The following is a 22,556-nucleotide window of genomic DNA, read 5'->3' as shown; positions in this document are numbered from 1 at the left end:
AGAGGTGCGCTCAGCCGAGAAGGGTGAGGCCGAGGGAGAAATTGGTGTGCTTGACGGAGTGGTTCATGAGGCCCAGCTCCAGCAGGCCGACGTTCTCCAGTGCCCGCGCCATGAACAGTTCTCCGGTGTCCCAGGGGCGCAGCCCCAGGCTTTCGACGAACGCCGACACGCGTGCCTTCGCCTGCGCGTCGTCGCCGGCGATGAACACGTCCAGAGGGCGGTCCTCGGCCGGGCCGGCCGCCAGAACGTGGGAGAACACAGTGTTGAACGCCTTGACGACATGCGCGTCGTCGGGAGCCGCCTTGGCGATCTCCTGTGCGCCGGAACTGTCGTCGGGGACGACGAAGCCCTGCAGGTCGGAGGCTACGGGGTTGGTGACGTCGACGATGATCTTGCCGCGCAGCGCGTCCCCGTACTCCCTCACCACCGCCGCCGCGCCGGCGTACGGCGCGGCGAGGATCACGATGTCCCCGGTCGGGACGGCCCCGGCCGTCCCGACCGGGGCACCGCCGAGCGTGGCGGCCAATTCCTTGGCCTTGGCCTGGTCGCGGCCGATGATCTCGACGGCGTTACCGCCGGCGAGCGCCCGGCCGGCCAAAGCGCGGGCCATGTTTCCCAGTCCGATAGCGCTGATGCTGCTCATCGGTGTTCCTGCTTTCCGGGCTTCGGCCCTGCCGTCGAATTCCAGTGTCGAATTCCAGTGTCGAATTCCTGTGCCGAATTCACTTCGACGCCCGTAAGCGCCTGTTTTCATGCTGCCATCGGTTCTGAGTGGCGTCCAAGACCTATTGAAGCCGTAGTGATACCCTGGAGGTATCACCGGGCTGGGGGTTCAATGGATCTGGATCTGCGCAAACTGCGTTACTTCGTCACCGTGGCCGATCGGCTGCATTTCGGCCGCGCCGCCGAAGAGCTTCACATCGCACAGCCGGTGCTCAGCCGGCAGATCCGCGCGCTTGAGCAGGATCTCGGCACCTCGCTGTTCACCAGGGATCGCCACGGCGTAGAGCTGACAGATGCGGGCCGGCAACTGCTGGCCGACGCCGTTCCGCTGCTCGCCTCAACCCACGCGGTCCGCCGCCGGGTGTCCGCGGCAGCCAGCGGCAAGCGGCGGCTGATGGTCGGTTTCCGGGCCGGCGTCGCAGTCATCCCGGCGTCCCGTGCGTTCGAGGACCGGCACCCGGACGTGGTCGTGGACGTGCAGCGGATCGAAGGGGACGACCAGGCTGCGATGCTGCTCGACGGCCGCATCGACGTCGGCTATGTGCGGCTGCCCATCGACGAGGCCGGCCTGCGCGTCACCCCGCTGTACACCGAGCCGCGGGTAGCGGTACTGCCCGCCGGACACCGGTTTGCCGGCAAGGGGGAGGTCACCGAGGCCGACCTGGCCGGCGAACTGCTGGTCTGGCACGGTGGCCCGAGCACGCAGCCCACCAAGCGCCCGCTCCCCAATGCCGGGTACCCGGTGCGCGGGGTGGACGAGACGCTCGAGCATGTCGCGGCCGGACGGGGAATCTCCTTCCTGGCCCGTTCGGCGTCCGTGTTCTACTCGCATCCGGACGTCGTCTATGTGCCCATCCCGGATCTGGCGCCCGACCAGGTGTGCCTCGCGGTGGCGGCATCGCACACCTCGCCGGTAGTGGATGACTTCGTCTCTGCGGCTCGGTCGACGGCCGAGATCACGGCAGAATGTGGGAACTATGAGATGTGGCGGCTTGGAGGCGAAGTCGCCTCAAGGCACGCTTGAGTAGGTCGACTGCCCCCCGTTCATCATGCGCTGGAGAGTGAAATGGCCTGACGGGGCGGTGCTGTTGCCGCTGACCTCTGAGCCGGTTCCGTTCTTCGGGCAGCAGTTGTCCGAGGGGCCCCGAAGCACCTGAGACCTCCTGGAAGTACGTGCTGCGGACGCGGCTGAGGTCGGCTGATCGCCTGTTGGCCTTCGTTTCGGGCTGGCGTGGCCCGGATGGGCCGCTCACTGATGCTCAGCGTGAATGGTTCAGATGGCTCGGCCCGGAAGTCAGCGCCGTGCTGCCCCGCGAGGAGAGCGCCGCGGTGGAGTGGCTGACTTATGTGATCAGCCGTCTGTTCGAGCCGGCGACGCGTCAGCGCCCTGGGCCAGGATGACGGCCTCGAACTCCTGAAGCCTTCGGGTCGCCGGCCGCCCCGGCGGTCTCTGCTGCGGCCTTCAGCGGGCGGGCGGCCAGTTCCGTAAAAGCCAGCAAGTCCGGGCCAGGTGCCGGGCGACTGGTGTCGCGTACCAGCCGGTGCATCCGCCCGACCGGCAGCGCGTCCAGCCCGGTCGCGGAGTGGCAAGTCAACTCGACACTTCCTCCCGTCGCCGGTCATCGCCGGCTGTGGCGGGGATGGCGTTGTCGATGAGGACGGCGGCGATGGCGGCGGCGGTGGGGAAGGCGTCGGCGTTGAGGACCCGGGTGCGGGCCGCGGCGCCGTCGATGAGCAGCGCGAGCTGCTCGCCGAGCTGTTCAGGGTCGGCGGCGCCGGCTTCGCGGGCGGTCTCGGCGAGCCGCGCGGCGACGGCTTGCTTGTAGTCGCGCGCGTACTGGGACGCGGGGTGCCGGGGGTCGTGGAGTTCGACGGCGGCGGCGATGTAGGGGCACAGGGGGGTGGTGGGGGGGACGTCGAAGGCGGCGAGGAGCCGTTCGCGGGGCGTGAGGTCGGTGCGGTCGAACACGCCGGACAGAACGGAGGGGTCGAACCGGCGCAGGTACTCGGCGACGAGTTCCTCCTTGCCGGTGAAGTGCTGGTAGGCCGTGCGCTTGGACACCTCGGCCACCGCGCAGAGCTGGTCCATGCCGGTGCGGTTGATGCCCTGCTCGCGGAACAGTTGCTGGGACGCGCTGAGGATGCGCTCGCGGGCGCCCCGGCCGCGGCGGCGGCCCGTGGGGCCCTTCTCCAACTCCGTCATGGGCCCATCGTACCGCAGCTAGGTAACGACCGGTGTACATAGTTTGCGTCCCGGTCGCCCGCCCCGTACGGTAAGCACACAGAGCGGTGTACTTAACGCCGTCGCCCCAGGTGCACACGGCACCACCGACCCGAAGGAATGACTATGGGAAAGCTCGACGGCAAGGTCGCGGTCATCACCGGCGGCACCACCGGCATGGCGCTGGCCGGCGCGAAGCTGTTCGTCGACGAGGGAGCGCACGTCTTCATCACCGGCCGCCGCCAGGACGCCCTGGACGAGGCCGTGAAGCAGATCGGCCGCAACGTCACCGGCGTCCAGGGCGACGCCGCCGACCTGGACGACCTGGACCGCCTGTACGACACCGTCAAGCGGGAGAAGGGAAGCCTCGACGTGCTGTGGGCCAGCGCAGGCGGGGGCGAGCCCGCCCCGCTCGGCGAGATCACCGAGGCCCAGTTCGACACCTGGTTCGGGCTCAACGCCCGCGGCACCCTGTTCACCGTCCAGAAGGCCCTCCCGCTCTTCAACGACGGCGGCTCCATCCTCATGACCGGCTCCAACGCCTCCCTCGGCGGCTTCCCCGGCTGGAGCGTCTACGCCGGCAGCAAGGCCGTCCAGCAGGCCTGGGCCCGCGTCTGGCTCAATGAGCTCAAGGACCGCCGCATCCGCGTCAACGTCCTGACCCCCGGCCAGGTCGCCACCGCCAAGCAGGAAGAACTCTTCGACGAGGCCACCAAGCGCCAGTTCGAGTCCCTCATCCCCCGCGGCCAGATGGGCCGCCCCGACGAAATCGCCACCGCCGCCCTCTTCCTCGCCTCCGACGACTCCAGCTACGTCAACGGCATGGAGCTCGTCGCCGACGGCGGCACCACCGCCATCTGAACCCGAACAACACACAACCAGGGCAGGACATCTCATGAGCAACATCAGCATCATCGGCACCGGGAACATGGCCCGCACTCTCGGCGCGCGGGCGGTAGCGGGCGGCAACACCGTCGAGGTCATGGGCCGCGATCACTCCAAGGCCGCTGACCTGGCCAAGGCTCTCGGCGGCGGCGCCACGACGGGAGAATGGGGCACCGCCCCGGCCGGGGACATCGTCATCGTGGCCCTGTTGTACGACGGTGTCGTGCCGGTCGTCGCGCAGTACGGAGACGCTCTCGCGGGCAAGGTCATCGTCGACATCAGCAATCCCTTCAACTCCACGTTCGACGGGCTGGCCCACCGCGAGGAGACCTCCATCGCCCAGGAGGTCGCCAAGGCCGCCCCGGCCGGCGCCAGCGTGGTGAAGGCGTTCAACACCGTCTTCCGCCATGTCCTGGAGCAGGGTCGGCCCGACGTCTTCATCGCCGGCGACAATGCGCAGGCCAAGGCAGGCGTGGGGGCGTTCGTCGAGAGCCTCGGGCTGCGCCCGCTGGACGTCGGCGGCCTGAAAATGGCGCACTGGCTGGAAGGAGCGGGCGTGGTCACGGTGGGCCTCGCCAACCACGGGGTGGGGAACTTGGACTTCGCCCTCGGCATCACCGAACTTCCCGTCCGAGTAAACGGTTGACGGATCACTGAAGGGACTCGCCAAGTGAGCCCGTGGCGAGTCGGTGGGGTAGCGGTCCTGCACGTCCTTATCGAAGGCGAAGATCGCTTCTGTCAGGTCGATGACCGCTCCGTCCAGCCGTGCCTCGGCCGCCTCCAGCCCCCGGGCCGCCAGGCAGCCGTCGGTGAACCCGGCAAGCAGCCTGATCACGCGCGTGTAGGGCCTGGCTGTGCGCCAAGGCCGTAGCCCGGTGGTGGGCGATCCAGGCGGGCGCCGACTGGGCGACCAGCTGCGAGCATCGATAGTTCCCCGGGCGGATCATGCGCCGCATGGCCGTGCCCTTGGGTTTGGTGTGGATCAGCTCACGCGTCTCGATCCGGGACACCTGCCCGCCCCGCTCAAGCGGCTTCGCCGCCTGCCGGGACCTGCGTTCTCCTCGTCCGGGCATCGGACCGCCTGCCGTTCCGCCAGACGCCTCGCGTAGTCGGCGTAGGTCTTGTCCTGGTCGTTTCACTCCGCGATCGCCCTCGCAACCAGCAGGTTCGTCCGCCGGATGTGGCGCAGGGACCGCATCGTGGAGCTGGCGTGCAGGTGTCCGAGCAGCCGCTGAACGATCAGCGGGGCGTTGAGGTTGGCGTGTTCGGCCGGCAAAGCATCCTGTCCGCCCTCGGCGATCTTCCCGGCGAGGGCGGACAGGATCATCCTGGTCAGGATCTCCAGCATGAACACGGCGTTCGCCGCCTTCTCCGGCAGCATCTCGACCGTGCACCGCCGGGCATCGAACCCGCCCTCACTGACGTGGCGAAAGGAGCGCCGTCTGCGGAACCTGTGCGTACCCGGGTGTCAGTCGTCGGCGGGACGGTGCAGCCGGTCGCCGCCCGCCAGGATCGCCGCGGCCAGCGCGTCCGCCGCCTCCCGCGTCGCCGCGTTCCCCCGCCCGTGCCCGCCGCCCCGGCCGCCGTCGAGCAGGACGAACTCCACCTCGCCCAGCTCCGGCAGGCCGGCCCTGGCCGGGACCTGGGTCAGCCCCGGCGGGATCAGCCCGCGCGTGTGCGCCATCACGCCGAGCCCCGCGCGGGCCGCCGCTATGAGCCCGCTCAGGCTGGCGCTCGTACACGCGACGCGCCAGCGCCTGCCGTGCGCCTCCAGCACCTCCAGCGCCCGGGCCCGGGTGATCCCGGGCGGCGGGAAGACGATCAGCGGCACCGGACGGTCCGGGTCGAGCCGGAGGCGCGGCGCCCCGATCCACACCAGCGTGGACCGCCAGACCGGCCGTCCGTGCGTGTCGCCGGGGCGCCGCTTCGCCAGCACCAGATCGAGTCCGCCGGCCGCGAGCTGTTCGTGCAGGGTGCCCGACAGTCCGACGGTCAGCTCCAGGTCGACCTCGGGATGGTCGCGCCGGAAGGACTCCAGGATCTCCGGCAGCCGGGTCAGCACGAAGTCCTCCGACGCGCCGAACCGCAGCCGCCCGCGCAGCCGCGTCCCGGTGAAGAAGGCCGCCGCCCGGTCGTGCGCCGCGAGGATCGTCCCGGCGAAGCCGAGCATGGCCTCACCGTCCTCCGTCAGCTCCACGCTGTGGGTGTCCCGGGTGAACAGCGGCCGGCCCGTGGCGTCCTCCAGCCGCCGGACATGCTGGCTCACCGTGGACTGGCGCACCCCCAGCCGCCGGGCGGCCTGGGTGAAGCTGAGCGTCTGCGCGACGGCGAGGAAGGTGCGGAGCTGTCCGGGGTCGTACATCCCTCCACCGTACGGGCTCATCGCGCAACGTGATGACAGTCAGAGCGGTATGCGGGATTCCCGATCAGGGCCGGAGCGAGCACCATGGGGAGGCACGATCTGTACCGACCCGCGAGACCGCCAGTAGTGGAGCACATGAACCGCCGCACCGTCCCGAGCATGCTGTCCCGGCTGCCGGTCGACCCGTACGTCCTGGCCCTTCTCGCGACCGTCGGCCTCGCCGCGCTCCTCCCGGTCTCCGGTACCGCGGCGCGCTTCGCGGGCGGCGCCTCGACCGGCGCGGTGGGCCTGCTGTTCTTCCTCTACGGGGCGCGGCTCTCCACCCGCGAGGTGGCCGACGGGCTGCGGCACTGGCGGCTCCATGTGACCGTCCTCGCCTGTACGTTCGTCCTCTTCCCGCTGCTGGGACTCGCGGCGCGCGGGCTGGTGCCGTTCGTCCTCACCCCGCAGCTCTACAGCGGGCTGCTCTTCCTCTGCCTGGTGCCGTCGACGGTCCAGTCGTCCATCGCCTTCACCTCCATCGCCCGGGGCAATGTCCCGGCCGCGATCTGCGCGGGCTCCTTCTCCAGCCTCGTCGGCATCGTGATCACCCCGCTGCTGGCGGCGCTGCTGATCGGCGGAGGTATGACGGGCTTCTCCGCGGACTCCCTGTTCAAGATCGTCGCCCAGCTCCTGCTGCCGTTCCTGGCCGGACAGCTCCTGCGCCGCTGGGTGACCGGCTTCCTCACCCGCCACAAGAGGCTGCTGGGCCTGGTCGACCGGGGGTCGGTGCTGCTGGTCGTCTACACCGCGTTCAGCGAGGGCATGGTGACGGGCATCTGGCACCAGGTGACCCCGGGCAGGCTCGGGGCGCTGCTGGCCGTGGAGGCGGTGCTCCTCGCGGTGATGCTGGCGGTGAGCTGGTACGGGGCGAAGCGCCTCGGCTTCGTACGGGAGGACCGCGTCGCGATCCAGTTCGCCGGGTCGAAGAAGAGCCTGGCGGCGGGCCTGCCGATGGCGAGCGTGCTCTTCGGCGCGCACGCGAGCCTGGCGGTGCTGCCGCTGATGCTCTTCCACCAGATGCAGCTCATGGTCTGCGCGGTCCTGGCCAAGCGCCGCGCCAACGATCCGGAACCGGACCCGACCCCCCTGACCAACACCCCGGCCCCGGAAGAGGCCGTAACAGCAGCGACACGCTGACCCCCGGGGCTCGCGGTTCAGCCGGTGCCGAACGTCTTCACCCCGCCTCCCCACCAGGCCGGCGAGTGAGCCGAAGGGGCGCGTCGCCGTCGAAAGGGCGAGCGCGCGCAGGTTTGTGAGGAACGAGCAAACCGAGCACGGTCAACCGTCGACGGTGACATAAAGCGCCCCGGAGGCGAACCGAGCCCAAAAAAGAAAGGGGTTCCCGGCCGACGCAGGGGGCGCTCCCCGCCGGCCGGGTCCCTTCCCGTGCGGCGGGGGAGGGTCGCACCCCGGGGGTCATACGCCGGTGTGCAGTGCGATCCGCTCGTCTCCCGCGTACACGTTCATGGAGGGGCCGCGGAGGAAGCCGACGAGTGTCAGTCCTGTTTCGGCGGCCAGGTCGACGGCGAGCGACGACGGCGCGGAGACCGCCGCCAGTACGGGGATGCCCGCCATCACGGCTTTCTGCGCGAGTTCGAAGGAGGCGCGTCCGGAGACCAGGAGGATGGCCCGGGAGAGCGGCAGGAGGTCCTGGCGCAGGGCGCGGCCGACGAGTTTGTCGACGGCGTTGTGGCGGCCGACGTCCTCGCGGATGTCGAGGAGTTCGCCGTCCTCGGTGAAGAGGGCCGCGGCGTGGAGCCCCCCGGTCCGGTCGAAGACCGCCTGCGCCGCCCGCAGCCGGTCGGGGAGGCCGGCGAGCAGGGCGGGTTCGACCTGGACCGGGGGAGTGTCGTGGATCGGGAAGCGGGCTGTGGTCCGTACGGCGTCGAGGCTGGCTTTGCCGCAGAGTCCGCAGGACGACGTGGTGTAGACGTTGCGTTCGAGGGTGATGTCGGGGACGGGTACGCCGGGCGCGAGCTGTACGTCGACGACGTTGTAGGTGTTGGTGCCGTCGTCCTTGGCCCCGGCGCAGTAGACGATGGACCGGACGTCGGAGGCGGCGGCGAGTACGCCTTCGCTGACGAGGAAGCCGGCGGCGAGCGCGAAGTCGTCGCCGGGGGTGCGCATGGTGATGGCGAGGGCTTTGCCGTTGAGCCGGATTTCCAGGGGTTCTTCGGCGACCAGGGTGTCGGGGCGGGTGGTGACGACCCCGTCCCGGATCCGGATGGTGCGGCGGCGCTCGGTGACCCGTCCCATGGTGTTCAGTCCTACTCGTCGTGATGTCGGCCTGTTCAGCGCTGTTGTACGTGCTGGAAGCCGAAGCGGCCCTTGATGCAGAGGTTGCCGTGTGTCACGGGGTTGTCGTGCGGTGACGTGACTTTCACGATCTCATTCTCCTGTACGTGGAGCGTCAGGTTGCAGCCGACGCCGCAGTAGGCGCAGATGGTGGTGGTCTCGGTCTGGGCCGCCTCGTTCCATGTACCCACCGCGCGCATGTCGAACTCGGTTTTGAAGCTGAGTGCTCCGGTGGGGCAGACCTCGATGCAGTTGCCGCAGTAGACGCAGGCGGAGTCGGTGAGCGGCGCGTCGTGTTCGGTGGAGATACGGGCGTCGAAGCCGCGGCCCGCGACGGAGATCGCGAAGGTGTTCTGCCATTGTTCGCCGCACGCGTCGACGCACTTGTAGCACTGGATGCACTTGTCGTAGTCGCGGACGTACAGCTCGTTGTCGATCTTGGGTTCCTCGTTGAGCCGGGCCGCGTCCGGGCCGAAGCGGGCCGGTTTCGCGTCGTACTCCTTGATCCACTCGGCGGCCCGGGGGGTGGTCGAGAGGTCCGTCGACGAGGCGAGGAGTTCGAGGACGATCTTTCTGCTGTGCCGGGCGCGCTCGGTGTCGGTGCGGACGGTCATGCCCGGCTCGGCGCGGCGTGAGCAGGCGGGGGCGAGCGTACGGGCGCCCTCGACCTCCACCACGCAGACGCGGCACGCGTTCTTCGGGGTGAGCGTGTCGCCCTCGCAGAGGGTGGGGATGTCCTTGCCCGCGGCGCGGCAGGCGTCCAGGAGCGTGGCGCCCTCGGGCACCCGGGTCTCCTGGCCGTCGAGGGTGAACTCGACGAGCCGGCGCGGCGGTTGGAGCGGTATCGCGGTCACAGGGCCCCCTCGGTCTCGTGGCCGGTGTCGTAGACACCGAGTCGGTCGATGGCGGATTCGACGGCGTTCCAGGCGGTCTGCCCGAGTCCGCAGATCGAGGCGTCCTTCATGGCCTGTCCGACCTCGCGGAGCAGCGCGATGTCCCCGGCAGCCGCCGCGCCCGTACGGTCGGCGATCCGGTGCAGCGCCTCTTCCTGGCGGACGGTGCCGATCCGGCAGGGTACGCACTGTCCGCAGGACTCGTCGCGGAAGAACTCGGCGATACGGAGCAGCATCCGCGGCAGTTCGACGGTGTCGTCCAGGACGAGGACGACCCCGGAGCCGAGGGTGGTGCCGGCCGCACGGGTGCCTTCGAAGGTGAGCGGGATGTCCCGTTCGTCGGGGCGTACGAAGCCGCCGGCGGCGCCGCCGAGCAGGATGGCGCGTACGGTGCCGGGCGCCCGGGCGAGGTCGAGGAGTTCGCCGAGGGTGGTGTCGAAGGGTAGTTCGTAGACGCCGGGGCGGCCGACGTTCCCGGAGACGCAGAAGAGCTTCGGTCCGGTGGATCCGGCGGTGCCGGTCGCCGCGTACGCCTGGGCGCCGCCGGTCAGGATGGGGAGCACGTTGATCAGCGTCTCGACGTTGTTCTCGGCGGTCGGTCTGCCGAACAGGCCCTGTTCCACGGGGAACGGGGGCTTGGAGCGGGGTTCGCCGCGGTAGCCCTCGATGGAGTTGAACAGGGCGGTCTCCTCGCCGCAGATGTACGCCCCGGCGCCGCGCCTGATCTCGATGTCGAACGCGTACCCGTGTCCGAGGATGTCGTCGCCGAGCAGCCCGCGGGTGCGTGCCTGGCCGATCGCGTGCTGGAGCAGGCGCAGGGCGCGCGGGTACTCGCCGCGCAGGTAGAGGAAGCCGCGGTGCGCGCCGACCGCGTATCCGGCGATGGTCATCGCCTCGATCAGGGAGTACGGGTCGCCCTCCATGACCACGCGGTCCTTGAAGGTGCCCGGCTCCGACTCGTCGGCGTTGCAGACCAGGTAGTGCGGGTGGGCGGGCTGGGAGGCGGTGGCCTGCCACTTGCGCCCGGTGGGGAACGCGGCGCCGCCCCGGCCGAGCAGACCGGCGTCGGTCACCTCGCGGATGACCCCGGCGGGCCCGAGGTCGAAGGCCCGGCGCAGCGCCGAGTAGCCGCCGTGCGCGCGGTAGTCGTCCAGGCTGTACGGGTCGACGACCCCGACGCGGCGCAGCAGGGTGAGTCCGGGCTGTCCCGCCTGCGGTACGGCGCTCCGGGCGCCCGGTTCCGCGGGGGCTGTGACGGGGTCGGCGGCGGCGCGCGCGAGGGCGTCGGCGGTGGCGGGCGCGACGACGGCCGTGGCGTACGGGCGTTCCTCCGGGCCCGGCCCGGCGGCGGGCCGCCCGGCGGCGGGTCCGGCCGGGGCGTCCGCCTGGCCGCCCGCCGGGGCCCCCGCCTGGACGAGCAGCGCGGCGGGGGCGCGTTCGCACAGGCCGAGGCAGGGGCTGGGCTGCCAGACGAGGCCCCCGCCCGTACCACCGCCGGTCGGGGTGCCCGCCGGGCCGAGGCGCTCCTCCAGGGCGGCGCGGAGTCCGGTGGCGCCCCGGCTCGCGCAGGCCAGGTCGGTGCAGACGTGCAGCACCTTCGCGGGGCGTGGCCCGACGGCGAACATGGCGTAGAAGGTGGCCACGCCGTACGCCTCGGCCGGGGGTACGGTCAGCCGCCGGCAGAGGTAGTCCAGGGCGCCCTCGCTGATCCAGCCGACCCGGTCGTTGACCGCGTGCAGCCCCGGCAGCAGCAGATCGCGCCGCTCGCGCGCCTCCCGGCCGCCGCGCGCCCAGCGCAGGTCCGTGTCCGTACGGTCGTCCGCGCCCTGCCAGGCGGAGTCGGGCGGGCCGAGCAGGGCGTCGACCGCCGCGCGTTCCTCGTCGGTCGGTTTGCTGTCACCGAAGCGCAGATCCACCTGAGGTCAACTCCTGGTCGGTTGGGGCAGCTTCTCGATCCGGATCGCGGACGCCTTGAACTCGGCGGTGCCCGCGATCGGGCAGTTGGCCTCGATGGTGAGCTGGTTGGTGTCCACCTCGTCCGGGAAGTGCATGGTCATGAAGGCCAGTCCCGGGCGCAGCCCCGGGTCGATCCAGACCGGTGCCTGTACGGCGCCGCGCCGGGAGCTGATCCGTACCTCCTCGCCGGTCGTCACCCCGTACCGCTCGGCGTCCTCCGGGCTCAGCTCGACGTACTCGCCCCGGCGTAGCGGGGAGGCGAAACTCCCGCTCTGCACACCGGTGTTGTACGAGTCGAGTCGGCGTCCCGTGGTGAGCCTGACCGGGTAGAGGTCGTCGGTGAGGTCGACGGGCGGGTCGTGCCGGACGAGGCCGAAGGGGGCGCGCCTGCCGAGCCGTTGCGGATCGTCCTCCCACAACCGGCCGTGCAGGAAGGTCGGTTCGAGCCGGTCGGTGGCGGGGCACGGCCACTGGATGCCCTGGTGCTCGGCCAGCCGCTCGTAGGTCATGCCGTAGTGGTCGGGGGAGACCGAACGCAGTTCGTTCCAGACGGACTCGGCGTCCGCGTACTTCCAGGCGTGACCGAGGCGGCCCGCGAGGTCGCAGATGATGTCGATGTCCTCGCGTGCCTCGCCGGGTGGTTCGACGGCCTTGCGGACGCGCTGCACGCGGCGTTCGCTGTTGGTGGTGGTGCCGTCGGTCTCGGCCCAGGCGGCGGTGGCGGGCAGCACCACGTCGGCGAGTTCGGCGGTCCTGGTGAGGAAGATGTCCTGGACCACGAGGCAGTCGAGCTGCCGCATCCGCCGCACGGCCTGCTCGCTGTCGGCCTCCGACTGGGCGGGGTTCTCGCCGATGCAGTAGACGGCCCGGAGTGCGCCGGACTCCATCGCCTCGAACATGTCGGTCAGGTTGAGCCCGTAGCGCGGCTGGATGACGGTGTCCCACGCGGTCTCGAACTTCCGCCGTACGTCCGGCTCCAGGATGTCCTGGAAGCCGGGCAGCCGGTTCGGGATGGCGCCCATGTCGCCGCCGCCCTGCACGTTGTTCTGGCCGCGCAGCGGCTGCACGCCGGAGCCGTACCGCCCGACGTGTCCGGTGAGCAGGGCGAGGTTGATCAGGGCGCGTACGTTGTCGGTGCCGTTGTGGTGCTCGGTGATGCCCAGGGTCCAGCAGAGCTGGGCGCGTTCGGCGCGGGCGAAGGCGTGGGCGAGGTCCCTGATCGCCTCGGCGGGCACCCCGGTCACCCGCTCGGCCGCCGTGAGCGTCCAGGGCTCGACCTCGGCCGCGTACGCCTCGAAGCCGGAGGTCGCGCGCGCGATGAACGACGTGTTGTGCAGCCCCGCGTGGATGATCTCGCGGCCGACCGCGTGGGCCATCGGGATGTCCGTGCCGACGTTCAGCCCGAGCCAGCTCTCGGCCCACTCGGCGGTGGAGGTGCGGCGCGGGTCGACGGCGTACATCCGCGCGCCGTTCCTGATGCCGCGCAGGACGTGCTGGAAGAAGATCGGGTGTGCGAAGCGGGCGTTGGAGCCCCACATCACGATCAGGTCCGTGTGGTCGACCTCCCCGTACGAGGAGGTGCCGCCGCCGGATCCGAAGACGGCGGAGAGCCCGGCGACGCTCGGCGCGTGGCAGGTGCGGTTGCAGGAGTCGACGTTGTTGGTGCCCATGACCACGCGGGCGAACTTCTGCGCCACGTAGTTCATCTCGTTGGTGGCGCGGGCGCAGGAGAACATCCCGAACGCGCCGCGCGCGGCGCCCAGTCCCTCGGCCGCCCGGTCCAGCGCCTCGTCCCAGGTCGCCCGGCGCAGGGGGCCGTCCTTGGTGTCCCGCACCATCGGGTGGGTGATGCGGGCGTAGGTCTTCGGCGTGCGGTCTCGTTTCTTCACGCTGCGCTCTCCTCGGAGTGCGGGCCGGCGGCCGTACCAACGGATGTGCATACAGTATTCTGTAGGCGGGTGCGGGACGGAACCCCATGGACCGGGATTCGGCCACGCACCCGCCCCGTCAGGCCGCGGCGCCCCGTCGGAACGACTCGTCCAGCAGATCGGAGATCGCGCCCACCGTGCGGAGCGTCGGCACGTCCACCCCGGTGATCTCCGCGAGCTCCACGACGGCCGCGAGCAGGACGTCCAGCTCCAGCGGTTTGCCCTTCTCCAGGTCCTGGAGCGTGGACGTCCGGTGGTCGCCGACCCGCTCCGCGCCCGCGAGCCGCCGTTCCACGGAGATGTCGGGGCGGCAGCCCAGCGCCGCCGCGACCCGCAGGGACTCCGCCATCATCAGTTCGATGACCTCACGGGTGGAGCGGTGCAGACACATCTCCCGCATGGTGGCGCGGGTCAGCGCGCTGATCGGGTTGAAGGAGATGTTGCCGAGGAGCTTGATCCAGATGTCCTCGCGCACCTCCGGCTCGACCGGGCACTTGAGACCACCCGCCCGCATGGCGTCGCTGAACTCCCGGCAGCGCGCGGAGACCGAGCGATCCGGCTCCCCGACGGAGAACCGGGTCCCTTCGAGATGCCGGACCACACCGGGCCCCGCCAGCTCCGTCGCCGCGTACACCACACACCCGATCGCACGCTCGGGCGGCAGGACGGCGCTGACGGAGCCGGCGGGGTCGGCGCTCTCGACCCGCCGGCCGTCGTACGGACCCCCGTGGCCGTGGAAGTACCACCAGGGGATGCCGTTCTGGGCGGCGACGACCGCCGTCCGTTCCTGGAGCAGTGGCGTCACCAGCGGCCCGCACGCCGCGTAGGAGTTCGCCTTGAGACCCAGGAACACGTAGTCGACCGGACCTATCGCGTCCGGCCGGTCGGTGGCGTGCACCCGCGCGGTGAAATCGCCGCGCGGACTGCGCACCCGGACTCCGTACTGCCTCATGGCCGCCAGATGCGGTCCACGGGCGATGAGATGGACATCGGCGCCGGCCCGGTGCAGGGCGGCTCCGACGTAGGCGCCGATGGCTCCGGCGCCGACGACTGCGACTTTCACGGTGATGCTCTCCGTTCGGTTGAGGGGACCGAGGGAAGGCTCTGTCTCGCCGACGACTCTTTTCTGTCGACGAAATATTGTCTACAGTATGGAGTTCTGGCCGACAAGGCTCCTGGCCGACCGGGCTTCCGTCCGTACGGGCCGGTGACCGCCGTGAAAGATCTTTCCAACCGGGCAGTTGAAGATCTTCCCAACAGGGCACACGGGTTCCTAGAGTCCGTGACCATGACCCCACCACTCGCACCCGCCGGCTGGAGCCGCTGGCTGGTGCCCCCCGCCGCGCTGTCGGTGCACCTCTCGATCGGCCAGGCGTACGCCTGGAGCGTGTTCAAGCCACCGCTCGAATCCGCGCTCGGTCTCTCCGGTACCCAGAGCGCCCTCCCGTTCCAACTGGGCATCGTGATGCTCGGTCTGTCCGCCGCCTTCGGTGGCACCCTCGTCGAACGCAACGGGCCGCGCTGGGCGATGACCGTCGCCCTGTGCTGCTTCTCGTCCGGCTTCCTCATCGCCGCGCTCGGCGCCGCCACCGAGCAGTTCTGGCTGATCGTCCTCGGCTACGGATTCGTCGGCGGGATCGGCCTCGGCATCGGCTACATATCCCCGGTCTCCACCCTGATCAAGTGGTTCCCCGACCGCCCCGGCATGGCCACCGGCATCGCCATCATGGGGTTCGGCGGCGGCGCGCTCATCGCCTCCCCGTGGTCCGCGCAGATGCTGAAGTCGTACGGCAGCGGCCCGGACGGGATCGCGTACGCCTTCCTGACCCACGGACTGGTGTACGCGGTGTTCATGTCGCTCGGCGTGCTGCTGGTCCGGGTCCCCCCGCCCGGCTACCGGCAGAAGGCGCCCGGGGAGGCGACGGCGGCGGGCGCCCCGGCCCCCACCGCGCAGGTCTCCGCCAGGTCCGCCGTACGCACCCCGCAGTTCTGGTGCCTGTGGCTCGTCCTGTGCATGAACGTGACCGCCGGTATCGGGATCCTGGAGAAGGCCGCCCCGATGATCACGGACTTCTTCGCGGAGACGTCCACGCCCGTCTCCGTGTCGGCCGCCGCCGGGTTCGTCGCCCTGCTCTCCGCCGCCAACATGGCGGGCCGGATCGGCTGGTCCTCCACCTCCGACCTCATCGGCCGGAAGAACATCTACCGCGTCTATCTCGGCGCCGGCGCCGTCATGTATCTGCTCATCGCGCTGTTCGGCGACTCCTCCAAGCCGCTGTTCGTCGTCTGCGCGCTGGTGATCCTCTCCTTCTACGGAGGCGGCTTCGCCACCATCCCCGCCTATCTCAAGGACCTCTTCGGCACCTACCAGGTGGGCGCCATCCACGGCCGGCTGCTCACCGCGTGGTCCACCGCCGGGGTCCTCGGCCCGCTCATCGTCAACCGTGTCGCCGACAGCCAGGAAGAGGCGGGCAGGAGTGGCGCGGGGCTCTACGGGCTCTCGTTCACGATCATGATCGGTCTGCTGGTCGTCGGTTTCGTCGCCAATGAGCTCGTCAGGCCCGTCCACCCCCGTCACCACGTTCCCGCACCGAGGGAGGCAGCCGATGACCAGCTCGCCGGCGACCAGCGCCACCACGCCTGAACCCCGCCGTACCGGTCTGATCGTCTTCGCCTGGCTTTGGGTGGGGATCCCCCTCGCGTACGGTGTGTACGAGCTGGTCCTGAAGGCCGCCCAGCTTTTCACCGGATAAGGCGGAGTCTCCAACCGACGCGGAAGAATCCTGTTGATTCCCCTGCACCCTTACCGGTGAGTCGCTGACGAGACTGGAGCATTCCTGTACGTCGACGAAGAGGGGGTCCGGAGCATGACCGGAACTCGTATCGCCGCGCTGGGGCACTATCAGCCCGCCAAAGTGCTCACCAACCACGACCTGGCGGCGATGGTCGACACCAGTGACGAATGGATCACCAGCCGGGTCGGGATCAAGACCCGGCACGTGGCGGGTCCCGACGAACCGGTGGACGAACTGGCCGCGCACGCGGGTGCCAAGGCACTCGCCGCGGCCGGTCTCACCCCGGCCGACATCGACATGGTGCTGGTCGCCACCTCCACGGCGATCGACCGGTCGCCGAACACCGCCGCGCGGGTCGCCGCCCGGCTCTCCATGGGGTCACCGGCCGTCATGGACCTGAATGTGGTGTGCGCGGGCTTCACCCACGCCCTCGCCACCGCCGACCACGCCGTACGGGCGGGCTCCGCCTCCCGTGTGCTGGTCATCGGCGCGGACAAGATGGCCGCCGTCGCCGACTGGACGGACCGTACGACGTGCGTCCTGCTCGGGGACGGCGCGGGCGCGGCCGTGGTCGTGGCGACCGAGCCCGGCGAGGAGCCGGGGATCGGCCCGGTGCTCTGGGGCTCGGTGCCCGAGATGGGGCACGCGGTACGGATCGAGGGCACCCCGCCCGTCTTCGCGCAGGAGGGCCAGTCCGTCTACCGCTGGGCGACCACCCAGCTCCCGCCGATCGCCCGCAAGGTCTGCGAGCGCGCCGGCGTGGCGCCGGAGGAGCTGGGCGCCGTCGTGCTGCACCAGGCGAATCTGCGGATCATCGAGCCCGTCGCGCAGAAGATCGGCGCGGTCAACGCGGTCATCGCCCGGGATGTCGTGGAATCGGGCAATACGTCCGCCGCCTCGATCCCGATGGCTCTCTCCAAGCTCGTGGCGCGCGGGGAGGTTCCGTCCGGGGCTCCCGCGCTGCTCTTCGGCTTCGGAGGCAATCTCTCCTACGCGGGTCAGGTCATCCGCTGCCCATGAACCCGGCGGATCTCGGTAGACTGTAGACGATAGCCAATGTGGTGACGCCCTCACATTCCAGGTGCGGGCGCTTCGCCACGGGCTGTCTCCACCGTCATCGACACTGCCGGCCAGGAGGGGGACCGCGATGCTGTCCGCGAAGTTGGCGCAGGGATCCGTGCCCAAGCTCGAACGACCGGGTCCACTGCGGGAGCGCGTCTACGAGGCCCTGCTCGAACTGATAACGACCCGGGCGCTCCAGCCGGGCCAGCATCTCGTCGAGAGCGAACTCGCGGGCCACCTCGGAGTGTCGAGGCAGCCGGTGCGTGAGGCGCTCCAGCGCCTCAACACCGAGGGCTGGGTCGATCTCCGCCCGGCGCAGGGCGCGTTCGTCCATGAACCGACCGAGGAGGAGGCCGACCAGCTCCTCTCGGTCCGTACGCTGCTGGAGGCGGACGCCGCCCGGCTCGCCGCCGCCAACTCCGGTACGGCGGGGATCGCCGCGCTGGAGGAGCTGTGCGCCCGGGGGGAGCGCGCCGTGGCGGACGACGACGTGGACCTGGCGGTCGCCACCAACGCCGCCTTCCACGCCAAGGTGATGGAGCTGGCGGGCAACCTCGTCCTGGCCGAGCTGGCCGCGCAGGTCCACCGCCGGGTCCGCTGGTACTACACACCGGTCGCCCGGCAGCGCGGCAAGCAGTCCTGGATCGAGCACCGCGAGCTGATCGCCGCGATCTCCGCACGGGACGAAGGCCGCGCCACCGAGATCATGAAGGCGCACACGGAGCACACCCGCACCACGTACCACCAGCGCGAACGCACCTGACCCCGGCCGCTGTCACCGCGGCTCCGCCGTACCTCCCCATACCTCCCCGGCCGTCACGCGAAAACCGTGTGACGGCCGTCGTGCTGTCCGGATCCGGGCGGTGTCCGCCCCGGCTTTGTCCTCGGTGTGGAGAAAGTTGGTACGGATTCCTGCGCAACTTCTTCCCCCTGCGGGCAAGCGCTGCTACGTTCCCTCGAAAGCGCGGCACACCGGCTCACGGACGGCCCGGCCGCACACACCGACGCATTACGGCCGAGAAGGCGGGGAGGGGCGCGTGAGACGGATGACCGCACGACCCGCAAACGCTCACCAGGCGCGGCTGCTCCGGCTGCTGCGCGACGGCGGACCCAACTCCCGTGCCCAGCTCGGGGATCAGGTCGACCTCTCGCGCTCCAAGCTCGCCGTCGAGGTGGACCGGCTGCTGGAGACCGGCCTCGTGGTGGCCGACGGACTCGCCGCCTCGCGCGGCGGCCGGCGCTCCCACAACATCCGGCTGGCGCCCGCCATGCGCTTCCTCGGTGTCGACATCGGCGCCACCTCCATCGATGTGGCCGTCACCAACGCCGAGTTGGAGGTCCTGGGCCATCTCAACCACCCGATGGACGTCCGCGAGGGCCCCGTCGCCGTCTTCGAGCAGGTCCTCGTCATGGCCGCCAAGCTCAAAGTCAGCGGCCTGGCCGACGAGTTCGACGGCGCGGGCATAGGGGTGCCGGGCCCGGTCCGCTTCCCCGAGGGCGTTCCCGTCGCACCGCCGATCATGCCCGGCTGGGACGGCTTCCCCGTACGGGAGGCGCTCAGCCAGGAGCTGGGCTGCCCGGTCATGGTCGACAACGACGTGAACCTGATGGCGATGGGGGAGCAGCACGCGGGCGTCGCACGCTCCGTGGGTGACTTCCTCTGCGTCAAGATCGGTACGGGCATCGGCTGCGGCATCGTGGTCGGCGGCGACGTCTACCGGGGAACGACCGGCAGCGCCGGCGACATCGGCCACATCCAGGTCGAGGCGGAAGGCCGCCCCTGCGCCTGCGGCAACAAGGGCTGCCTGGAGGCGTACTTCAGCGGCGCCGCGCTCGCCCGGGACGCGGAGGACGCGGCCCGAACCGGCCACTCGCCCGAACTGGCCGCCCGTCTGGAGGAGTCGGGGGGACCGCTCACCGCCGTGGACGTCGCCGCCGCGGCGGCGGCGGGAGACCCGGCCGCGCTCCAGCTCATCCGCGAGGGCGGCAACCGCGTCGGCCAGGTCATCGCCGGGCTCGTCAGCTTCTTCAACCCCGGTCTCGTGGTGATAGGCGGCGGGGTGACCGGTCTCGGCCACACCCTGCTGGCCAGCGTAAGGACCCAGGTCTACCGGCAGTCCCTGCCGCTGGCCACCGGCAACCTCCCCATCGTCCTGGGCGAGTTGGGACCGACCGCCGGAGTCACCGGCGCGGCCCGGCTCATCAGCGACCACCTGTTCTCACCGGCCTGACGCCGGTGCAGCACCACTGATCCGCCCGCCCCACCCCGTACCACCTCCGTACCGCCAGGGACCCACCCCGGTCCCACCGCAAGAGCCGCGCCACCCGTACGCCGGCACCATCGCGCCATCCGTACCACCCGTACCACCGGCAGCATCCCGCCATCCGTACCACCGGCACCATCGCGCGTCACCCGTACCACCGCACGAGCCACACCGAGCCGTACCACCGCACGAGCCACACCGCGTACCGAGCCGCACGAGCCGTCAGAGCCGCACCACTCGCACGAGCCGCGCCACACCGCATCCGTACGACACGACGTCCGTACACCACAGCCGTCAGCTCCGCCGCACCCTGCCCGTGGGCCGTCGCGCCCCGTGGATCGGGCCGCCATCCGCCGAGGGGATTTCGCCATGGCACCAGCTCCACCACCGCCCCCGCTGCTCACCATGTCCGGCATCACGAAGACGTTCCCCGGTGTCCGCGCCCTCGACGGGGTGGACCTGGAGGTCGAGGCGGGTGAGGTGCACTGTCTGCTCGGCCAGAACGGCGCCGGCAAGTCCACCCTCATCAAGACGCTCGCCGGGGCCCACCAGCCCGACGGCGGTGTGATCACCTGGCAGGGCGAGACGGTCACCCTCAAGTCGCCCATCGCCGCCATGCGGCTCGGCATCGCGACCATCTACCAGGAACTCGACCTGGTGGAAGGGCTGTCGGTCGCCGAGAACATCTTCCTCGGGCACGAGCCCACCACCGCCGGATTCGTGGTCAGGGGCCGCGAGGCGCGGACCAGGGCGACCGCGCTGCTGGCCCGCCTCGGCCACCCCGAGATCCAGGCCACCCGCGCCGTCGGCTCGCTCTCCGCCGCCCAGCAGCAGATCGTCTCCATGGCCCGCGCCCTCTCCCACGAGGTACGGCTCATCGTGATGGACGAGCCGTCCGCGGCCCTCGACCCCGACGAGGTCGACAACCTCTTCCGTATCGTCGGCACCCTCACCGCCGACGGGGTCGCGGTCATCTACATCTCCCACCGGCTGGAGGAGATCCGCCGCATCGGCGACCGGGTCACCGTCATCAAGGACGGCCGCACCGTCGCCGTCGCGCTGCCCGCCAAGGAGACCCCGACCCGCGAGGTCGTCGCGCTGATGACCGGCCGGAACGTCGAGTACGTCTTCCCCGAGCGGCCCGCCGCCTCCGGCACGACGGACGGCGTCCCGCGCCCCGAGCCCGTGCTGCGCGTCGAAGGGCTCGCCAGGGAAGGGGAGTTCGCCCCCGTCGACCTCGAACTGCGGCCCGGGGAGATCGTCGGGCTCGCCGGGCTCGTCGGCTCCGGGCGCTCCGAGATCCTGGAGACGATCTACGGGGCGCGCCGGCCGAGCGCGGGCCGGGTCCTGGTCGACGGCGTACCGCTGCGCCCCGGCAGTGTGCGCGCCGCCGTCCGCGCGGGGCTCGGGCTCGCACCCGAGGAGCGCAAGGCGCAGGGCCTGCTGATGCTCGAATCGGTCACCCGCAACGTGTCGGTGTCTTCGCTGGGCCGTTTCTCCCGGGGCGGCTGGCTCGACCACACCGCCGAGCGCACCGCCGCGCAGAGCGCCACCAGGGAACTCTCCCTGCGCCCCGACAACCCGGACGCCCGTATCCGTACCCTCTCCGGCGGCAACCAGCAGAAGGCGGTCCTCGCCCGCTGGCTGCTGCGCGGCTGCCGGGTGCTGCTGCTCGACGAGCCGACGCGCGGGGTCGACGTGGGCGCCCGCGCCGAGCTGTACGCCGTGATCCGCCGGCTGGCCGACGAAGGCCTGGCCGTACTGCTCGTCTCCAGCGAGGTCCCCGAGGTACTGGGCCTCGCCGACCGGGTGCTGGTGCTCCGGGAGGGCCGGGTCGTCCACCGGGCGCCGGCCCAGGAGCTCGACGAGCACCGTGTACTCGATCTTGTGATGGAAGGGAGTCCGACGCCATGACACAGCCCGCCTCCGAGGAACGGCGGGGCGGGCCCGAAGACGCCCCCGCGTCCGGGCCACCCGCCGCGCACACCTCGACCGCCAAGCACACCGCGACCGCCTCGCACACCTCGCTCGCCGAACCGGCCGGGCCGTCCGACGGCACGGCCGCCACGGCCCCCGCGACCAAGGCCGCTCGGGCCGCCAAGTCGCCTCAGGACAACGGGGGTTGGCGCGCCCTCGGGATGCGTCTCGATGTCCGTAACCTCTCGCTGCTCGGGGTGCTCGCCGCGCTGATCGTGGTCGGCGGCATCACCAAGCCCGACCAGTTCCTCGACACCAACAACCTCCAACTGGTGCTGACCCAGGCGTCGGTCATCGGTGTGGTCACCGTCGGCATGACCTTCGTGATCACCAGCGGCGGTATCGACCTGTCGGTCGGCGCGATCGTCGCCCTCGCCTCGGTCTGGGCGACGACCCTGGCCACCCAGGAGTACGGGTTCGCCGGGATCCTCTTCACCGCGGTGATCGTCGGGCTCGGCTGCGGCCTGGTGAACGGGGTGCTGATCGCGTACGGCGGGATGGTGCCGTTCATCGCGACCCTCGCGATGCTCGCCTCCGCCCGGGGCCTCGCGCTCCAGATCACCGACGGCAAGACCCAGATCGTCACCGTGAACCCGGTCCTCGACCTCGGAGTCCCCGACGCGTACATCCTGGGGATCCCGCCGCTCGTCCTGGTCTTCGCCCTCGTCACCGTCATCGGCTGGCTGATTCTGAACCGTACGACCTTCGGCCGGCGTACCGTCGCCGTCGGCGGCAACGCGGAGGCCGCCCGGCTCGCCGGGATCGACGTGCGCAGGCAGCGGCTCTACCTCTACCTGCTCTCCGGGCTGTGCTGCGGCATCGCGGCCTTCCTGCTGATCATCCTGGCGGGCTCGGGGCAGAACACCAACGGAAACCTGTACGAGCTGGACGCCATCGCCGCGGCGATCATCGGCGGCACGCTCCTCAGTGGGGGCCGCGGCACCATCGTCGGCTCCGTCCTCGGGGTCCTCGTCTTCACCACGATCACCAACATCTTCGCTCTGAACAACCTCCAGAGCGACGTCCAGCAGATCGCCAAGGGCGCCATCATCGTCGCCGCCGTACTGGTCCAGCGCCGCACCGCGCGCAACGGCGAGGCCTGAGCTCCCGCCTCGTACCCGCTCACCGTCGTACCGCCCTATCCGAAGGGTTG

At 70.8% G+C, this 22,556-nt stretch carries 20 protein-coding genes; 11 read left to right on the top strand and 9 right to left on the bottom strand.

Features of this window, described 5'->3' with window-relative positions; all coding sequences use genetic code 11:
• Positions 1–10: 10 nt before the first annotated feature.
• Positions 11–643 (bottom strand): NADPH-dependent F420 reductase, encoded by a 633-nt coding sequence (locus ACIBJC_RS04005; protein WP_399287376.1) that lies wholly within the window; start codon positions 641–643, stop codon positions 11–13.
• Between the two features lie 192 nt (positions 644–835).
• On the opposite strand from ACIBJC_RS04005, the gene ACIBJC_RS04000 reads away from it, so the two are divergent.
• Positions 836–1,747 (top strand): LysR family transcriptional regulator, encoded by a 912-nt coding sequence (locus ACIBJC_RS04000; RefSeq protein WP_399287373.1) that lies wholly within the window; start codon positions 836–838, stop codon positions 1,745–1,747.
• A gap of 567 nt (positions 1,748–2,314) precedes the next feature.
• Here the strand turns inward: ACIBJC_RS04000 and ACIBJC_RS03995 are convergent.
• On the bottom strand, positions 2,315–2,926 hold the full coding sequence (locus tag ACIBJC_RS03995; RefSeq protein ID WP_399287371.1) for a TetR/AcrR family transcriptional regulator: 612 nt from the start codon (positions 2,924–2,926) through the stop codon (positions 2,315–2,317).
• Positions 2,927–3,070: 144 nt separating this feature from the next.
• Here ACIBJC_RS03995 and ACIBJC_RS03990 point away from each other — a divergent pair, with 144 nt between their 5' ends.
• Both ACIBJC_RS03990 and ACIBJC_RS03985 read left to right on the top strand, forming a co-directional pair.
• Positions 3,071–3,805 (top strand): SDR family NAD(P)-dependent oxidoreductase, encoded by a 735-nt coding sequence (locus ACIBJC_RS03990; protein ID WP_399287368.1) that lies wholly within the window; start codon positions 3,071–3,073, stop codon positions 3,803–3,805.
• Between the two features lie 34 nt (positions 3,806–3,839).
• Positions 3,840–4,475 carry an NADPH-dependent F420 reductase gene (locus tag ACIBJC_RS03985; protein ID WP_399287365.1) on the top strand — a complete coding sequence of 212 codons (636 nt, stop codon included), beginning with the start codon at positions 3,840–3,842 and terminating at the stop codon, positions 4,473–4,475.
• Positions 4,476–4,964: 489 nt separating this feature from the next.
• On the opposite strand, the gene ACIBJC_RS03980 is transcribed toward ACIBJC_RS03985, so the two are convergent.
• Positions 4,965–5,210 carry a hypothetical protein gene (locus ACIBJC_RS03980; RefSeq protein ID WP_399287361.1) on the bottom strand — a complete coding sequence of 82 codons (246 nt, stop codon included), beginning with the start codon at positions 5,208–5,210 and terminating at the stop codon, positions 4,965–4,967.
• A gap of 87 nt (positions 5,211–5,297) precedes the next feature.
• Positions 5,298–6,191, bottom strand: coding sequence for a LysR substrate-binding domain-containing protein (locus ACIBJC_RS03975; RefSeq protein ID WP_399287358.1), 894 nt, complete (start codon positions 6,189–6,191; stop codon positions 5,298–5,300).
• 135 nt (positions 6,192–6,326) lie between these two features.
• On the opposite strand from ACIBJC_RS03975, the gene ACIBJC_RS03970 reads away from it, so the two are divergent.
• Positions 6,327–7,370, top strand: a complete 1,044-nt coding sequence (locus ACIBJC_RS03970; RefSeq protein WP_399287355.1) for a bile acid:sodium symporter family protein — start codon at positions 6,327–6,329, stop codon at positions 7,368–7,370.
• Positions 7,371–7,649: 279 nt separating this feature from the next.
• Here ACIBJC_RS03970 and fdhD read toward each other — a convergent pair whose 3' ends face one another.
• From fdhD to ACIBJC_RS03945, 5 genes are all read right to left on the bottom strand, one after another.
• Entirely contained in the window at positions 7,650–8,489 is an 840-nt protein-coding gene (gene fdhD, locus ACIBJC_RS03965) for a formate dehydrogenase accessory sulfurtransferase FdhD (protein ID WP_399287353.1), read from the bottom strand.
• 35 nt (positions 8,490–8,524) lie between these two features.
• Complete coding sequence (locus ACIBJC_RS03960) at positions 8,525–9,382, bottom strand: 2Fe-2S iron-sulfur cluster-binding protein (protein ID WP_399287350.1); 858 nt, start codon at positions 9,380–9,382, stop codon at positions 8,525–8,527.
• Positions 9,379–11,337, bottom strand: a complete 1,959-nt coding sequence (locus ACIBJC_RS03955; RefSeq protein WP_399287347.1) for an NAD(P)H-dependent oxidoreductase subunit E — start codon at positions 11,335–11,337, stop codon at positions 9,379–9,381. Before ACIBJC_RS03955 ends, ACIBJC_RS03960 begins: the two co-directional genes overlap by 4 nt.
• 6 nt (positions 11,338–11,343) lie before the next feature.
• Entirely contained in the window at positions 11,344–13,317 is a 1,974-nt protein-coding gene (locus ACIBJC_RS03950; protein WP_399287345.1) for a molybdopterin oxidoreductase family protein, read from the bottom strand.
• 67 nt (positions 13,318–13,384) lie between these two features.
• Positions 13,385–14,368, bottom strand: coding sequence for a 2-dehydropantoate 2-reductase (locus ACIBJC_RS03945; RefSeq protein ID WP_399287341.1), 984 nt, complete (start codon positions 14,366–14,368; stop codon positions 13,385–13,387).
• Positions 14,369–14,593: 225 nt separating this feature from the next.
• On the opposite strand from ACIBJC_RS03945, the gene ACIBJC_RS03940 reads away from it, so the two are divergent.
• From ACIBJC_RS03940 to ACIBJC_RS03910, 7 genes are all read left to right on the top strand, one after another.
• Positions 14,594–15,949, top strand: a complete 1,356-nt coding sequence (locus ACIBJC_RS03940) for an OFA family MFS transporter (protein WP_399287339.1) — start codon at positions 14,594–14,596, stop codon at positions 15,947–15,949.
• Positions 15,912–16,058 carry a hypothetical protein gene (locus tag ACIBJC_RS03935; RefSeq protein WP_329827818.1) on the top strand — a complete coding sequence of 49 codons (147 nt, stop codon included), beginning with the start codon at positions 15,912–15,914 and terminating at the stop codon, positions 16,056–16,058. The genes ACIBJC_RS03940 and ACIBJC_RS03935 overlap by 38 nt, the downstream gene beginning before the upstream one ends.
• A gap of 114 nt (positions 16,059–16,172) precedes the next feature.
• Positions 16,173–17,120: a beta-ketoacyl-ACP synthase III gene (locus tag ACIBJC_RS03930; RefSeq protein WP_399287336.1), complete on the top strand. Its 948-nt coding sequence runs from the start codon at positions 16,173–16,175 to the stop codon at positions 17,118–17,120.
• A 127-nt stretch (positions 17,121–17,247) separates the two neighbouring features.
• On the top strand, positions 17,248–17,925 hold the full coding sequence (locus tag ACIBJC_RS03925; RefSeq protein WP_399287334.1) for a GntR family transcriptional regulator: 678 nt from the start codon (positions 17,248–17,250) through the stop codon (positions 17,923–17,925).
• Between the two features lie 283 nt (positions 17,926–18,208).
• Positions 18,209–19,393, top strand: coding sequence for an ROK family protein (locus ACIBJC_RS03920; protein WP_399287332.1), 1,185 nt, complete (start codon positions 18,209–18,211; stop codon positions 19,391–19,393).
• Between the two features lie 402 nt (positions 19,394–19,795).
• Positions 19,796–21,340: a sugar ABC transporter ATP-binding protein gene (locus ACIBJC_RS03915; protein ID WP_399287329.1), complete on the top strand. Its 1,545-nt coding sequence runs from the start codon at positions 19,796–19,798 to the stop codon at positions 21,338–21,340.
• Positions 21,337–22,506, top strand: coding sequence for an ABC transporter permease (locus ACIBJC_RS03910; RefSeq protein WP_399287327.1), 1,170 nt, complete (start codon positions 21,337–21,339; stop codon positions 22,504–22,506). The genes ACIBJC_RS03915 and ACIBJC_RS03910 overlap by 4 nt, the downstream gene beginning before the upstream one ends.
• The last annotated feature ends 50 nt before the right edge of the window (positions 22,507–22,556 follow it).

This window comes from Streptomyces sp. NPDC050509, from assembly GCF_044457965.1.
Classification (GTDB): domain Bacteria; phylum Actinomycetota; class Actinomycetes; order Streptomycetales; family Streptomycetaceae; genus Streptomyces.
The sequence above is the reverse complement of the archived record's forward strand: the minus strand, read 5'-3'. Positions and strand labels throughout refer to the sequence as shown.